General features: G+C 59.5%; 6 protein-coding genes and 1 pseudogene. 5 read left to right on the top strand and 2 right to left on the bottom strand.

What is annotated here, in order from left to right:
• Nucleotides 1-94: 94 nt before the first annotated feature.
• The 3 genes and pseudogenes from ASG60_RS23605 to ASG60_RS22195 all read left to right on the top strand — a co-directional run.
• Nucleotides 95-265: pseudogene (locus ASG60_RS23605) on the top strand (HU family DNA-binding protein); the annotation flags it as partial.
• A gap of 72 nt (nt 266-337) precedes the next feature.
• On the top strand, nt 338-571 hold the full coding sequence (locus ASG60_RS22200; protein ID WP_082531804.1) for a DUF4160 domain-containing protein: 234 nt from the start codon (nt 338-340) through the stop codon (nt 569-571).
• On the top strand, nt 558-1,328 hold the full coding sequence (locus ASG60_RS22195; RefSeq protein ID WP_082531803.1) for a DUF2442 domain-containing protein: 771 nt from the start codon (nt 558-560) through the stop codon (nt 1,326-1,328). The genes ASG60_RS22200 and ASG60_RS22195 overlap by 14 nt, the downstream gene beginning before the upstream one ends.
• Nucleotides 1,329-1,337: 9 nt before the next feature.
• Here the strand turns inward: ASG60_RS22195 and ASG60_RS23810 are convergent, their stop codons facing one another.
• Entirely contained in the window at nt 1,338-1,466 is a 129-nt protein-coding gene (locus ASG60_RS23810) for a helix-turn-helix transcriptional regulator (protein ID WP_162244804.1), read from the bottom strand.
• Between the two features lie 428 nt (nt 1,467-1,894).
• Here ASG60_RS23810 and ASG60_RS16780 point away from each other — a divergent pair, with 428 nt between their 5' ends.
• Complete coding sequence (locus ASG60_RS16780; protein ID WP_156398941.1) at nt 1,895-2,320, top strand: hypothetical protein; 426 nt, start codon at nt 1,895-1,897, stop codon at nt 2,318-2,320.
• A 134-nt stretch (nt 2,321-2,454) separates the two neighbouring features.
• Here the strand turns inward: ASG60_RS16780 and ASG60_RS22930 are convergent, their stop codons facing one another.
• Entirely contained in the window at nt 2,455-3,111 is a 657-nt protein-coding gene (locus ASG60_RS22930) for a hypothetical protein (RefSeq protein WP_156398940.1), read from the bottom strand.
• Here ASG60_RS22930 and ASG60_RS22925 point away from each other — a divergent pair.
• The gene (locus ASG60_RS22925; RefSeq protein ID WP_156398939.1) at nt 3,110-3,292 is read left to right on the top strand and encodes a hypothetical protein; all 183 of its coding nucleotides are present in this window, start codon (nt 3,110-3,112) and stop codon (nt 3,290-3,292) included. The genes ASG60_RS22930 and ASG60_RS22925 overlap by 2 nt on opposite strands.
• The last annotated feature ends 84 nt before the right edge of the window (nt 3,293-3,376 follow it).

The raw sequence follows: 3,376 nt of genomic DNA, 5'->3' as shown, positions 1-3,376 counted from the left end.
GCTATCCCAGCACACTCGCCGATCTCCACATCGTCGCCTTCGTCTGACTCATGCTCAAACAGGCCGCTCAACTGGCAAGCGGTTCATAACAGCCTCTAGGCGATCCGGCCGGAACCCGAAGACGGGGGAGACTGTGACGGTCGAGGCGAAGCGGCTACCGCAATTCCGTCCAGGGAAGGCAATGCGAGACCGCCTGAACCCTTCAGGTATCGTCACCAACGCGGAGTTGGACGCCGAGGTTGAGCGGCTGTCATGGGCTTCGTGATGCTCCCTCTCGTCGCTCTTGCTACAGTGCACCACATGCACTATCTTCCTCAGTGAGGGGAAGCGAGGGCGAATGCCAACTTTCAAAACCTTCGACGGCTTCCGGCTTGAGGTTCGGTCACGCGAGCACAATCCGCCTCATTTTCACATTCTCGGTCCAGATCATCACGCCCTCGTGGATATCCAGACGCTTCAGGTCATTGAAGGCACCTGCAGCCGCAAAATGCTGGCCGAGACCGTAGCTTGGGCCGCCGACAAAACCGAAGCCCTGATGACGGAATGGAGACGCCTCAATGAGCGCGACTGATACCATCACTGTTGGGCGAGCCCTGCCGAAGCTTGCCAGCGTCGAGCCGGCCAACGGGCCTTTCAGCGTGTCCGTTACTTGGGCTTCCGGCTCACGCACGTGGCGCACCGATATCGTAGATCTCGCTCCGATAATTTTTACGTTCAAGGTGTTCAAGCCGCTTCGCGACAACCCCGAGCTATTCCGCTCCGTGAAGGTGGGCGAGTGGGGCGCATCCCTGGTCTGGCCGGGCAATGACGATCTTGATATCGGTGCGGAGAGCGTCGAGGAAATGGCCGAAGAGGTCATGACCAACTCGGATTTTACGGCATTCCTGAAGCGGACGGGCTTCACCCTTGATGCTGCGGCGGCCCAACTCGGGATCGCGCGCCGGCTCGTTGCCTACTACGCCAAAGACCGGGAAATCCCCCGGTACATCGCACTCGCTTGCCGTCAGCTTGAGGCTGGGGCGTTGGAGAAACCCGGCGCTACGCCCACCGTCGATAGCTACCTGAATGTAGTTCCAGGCGGCGGCCTTCCTGGCGCCCCTTATGGCTGGGTGGGAGGTGCTGCTGATCAAAACAGGGTGTTTTTCGGCGCTGCAGAATATGGCCCTCCCTCTGATCCGCCCTATGGGGTGTGGACATCACGGGCGCAGCATCTCGCCCAGCGCCCCGGGTTAGAGCCAAAACCAATGAAGAAAGCTGATCCGCCCGTTCATCATGCAGGAGGGGTCATGGTCTTCGCTGTTGATCCAGCGACCGGAAGGGTGACATAGCCGCGCCGATCAGACCGCTTCTAGCCACCGCATGAGGTTCGCCGCCGCACTCTGGCTGAGGCCGAACCGACCCTGCAGCGCATTGGCGAGCTGGGGGCGGCTGACGCCGATCTGGCGAGCGACCGTCTCCTGTGTCACGAGCCTCGCCCGTTGAGCCGCGCGCACGGCAAGGGTAAGCTCTGGCGGCATCACCCCGCCGAGGTAGGCGTTCGCAACGGCCCCGAGCGTCTGGAACTCGGCCAGTAAGTTGGGCTGCGAAACTCCGTCTGTCGGCAGCGGGACGGCATGACAGGTACGAACGGCCTTGGGCATGCTCTTGGGCGAATACCCGCCAGCGCCGACGTTACGGCTCTCACTGGCCTGTCTCGCTGGAACCTGTAGGGGCCGGTTCGACCCTTGGCACTGCACCGTGGGAGCCTGTAGATACTTCGTATCTGGCCGCCCACGACACGCTGATCCATGCGCGCAGCGATCGGGAATACGGCTGGCGGCTTCCCGGCCTTATGGAGCAAATGCACCAAAAAGCACGCCAGGTAAAGGCCAATGCCATCGCCTATGATGGCAAAATGCAGGATCAGACCCTCATCAATGGATTGCTCGCCAAGCGCGAGGAACTAAGCCGAGAGAACGCCGATCTGCGCGAGCGCATGGCGGTCCTGGCGAACGACATAGAGACCTTGGATCGGGTTCTCGACGCCTGCGGCTATCGCGGCGAACTCGTGGGCTCCACGCCTCGCGCGGCCCGTATCGTCCTGTTCTACCGCAACGAGCTACGGGACTACCTCCTGGCCGAGCTACGCAAGGCAGTGGAGCCCATGACGGCCCGCCAGTTGGCCGAATCAGTGTGCCAGACGGAAGGGAAGGACAGCCGTGACCGGCGCTTGCTCACGGACGTGACGCGGCGTGTCGGCTGCGCGCTCAGGAAGATGCGCGCGAGCCGGATGGTGGAGGGAGAGCGGACGCAGGCGGGACAGGTGTGGCGGGCGAAGTAGGCTTGCTATCTGTGAAAGTTGGCCTTTGCCGGATCAAAATCCGCAGGGGGAGTGATCTTGGCCCAGCGGCTTTCAATGCCGCGAGCATCCGCCTCTAAGTCCCCCAGGCGATTTTGATAAGATTTTGGGGCCGTTCAGAAATGCCCAGCATTTATGTAGATATGCATACAATCATCTGGATGAGGTTCACCAAGATCTGAAAATTCATTTATTACACGACGCAAAACTAACAGAGAGACGGTTTCGCCAGCCTTTTTGCGCTTCGCAGCAGTCGCCTCTCTTTCACCCAAGCCTTTTCCGGACTGCGTATTTAGGAATATTGCTCCAACACGGCTGACGTCAGATCGAGAAACGCTTTTAACCAAGCATGAAATATTTGCTTTTATTGATACACCGCCAATATTTATATCTGACTGTTCTTCGTCCAGGGCAACGAGATCCTTCCCTGCAAACTTTAATTTGTTCAACATCTTAGTGAAGGAAGCCAGTCGGTCGGCACTCAGGCTGGCGTCGTCCCGCTTCTGCTGGCCAAGGGATGCGTTGGCCGCATCCCTTCGGGCTTCGATTTCGGCAGCGTCTAGGTGCCCGATGGATCGGCTGGCGCTTGTGAGATACGATCCAATTTGCTGCCTTGCGAACCAAGCGCGGACCCTGGGCCCTCGCTTGCAAAACTTGGCGGTCCGTAGGACCGTTTCGCAGCCCTTGCCTTCGGCGGCTACGTAGTCGCCAAACTGGAGAGGGTTCAGACGCGGAGACTCGTAGACATCGTATTCGACTTCGGAGGCCAGCATGGACGACTCACATTTCCGCTATGAGCTGCGCCCTGGTCATTACGTCTGCCTATCACCCCTCTCTGACGAGATTTTGGACGAACTCGGCGTGGACGGGCTGGGCGACTCGTTTGGTTACTTCATTTATGAAACCGAAGGTGGCGTGAGTGCAAGCCGTTGCACGAACGTTCTAGTGCACTGACGCGATCAGAGGATTCACGTGGTGGGTGACGTGTGCGCGTCTGTGCGATGGCCCAGACCGTTTGCGTGCTCCTCGATGACACCG

This window comes from Methylobacterium sp. Leaf469, from assembly GCF_001424745.1.
Classification (GTDB): domain Bacteria; phylum Pseudomonadota; class Alphaproteobacteria; order Rhizobiales; family Beijerinckiaceae; genus Methylobacterium.
The sequence above is the reverse complement of the archived record's forward strand: the minus strand, read 5'-3'. Positions and strand labels throughout refer to the sequence as shown.

Bases quoted from the DNA above. Each gene is read 5' to 3' on its own strand.
- ASG60_RS22925 (WP_156398939.1), top strand. From the start codon at position 3,110: ATGGACGACTCACATTTCCGCTATGAGCTGCGCCCTGGTCATTACGTC.
- ASG60_RS22195 (WP_082531803.1), top strand. From the start codon at position 558: ATGAGCGCGACTGATACCATCACTGTTGGGCGAGCCCTGCCGAAGCTT.
- ASG60_RS22930 (WP_156398940.1), bottom strand. From the start codon at position 3,111: ATGCTGGCCTCCGAAGTCGAATACGATGTCTACGAGTCTCCGCGTCTG.
- ASG60_RS16780 (WP_156398941.1), top strand. From the start codon at position 1,895: ATGCAGGATCAGACCCTCATCAATGGATTGCTCGCCAAGCGCGAGGAA.
- ASG60_RS22200 (WP_082531804.1), top strand. From the start codon at position 338: ATGCCAACTTTCAAAACCTTCGACGGCTTCCGGCTTGAGGTTCGGTCA.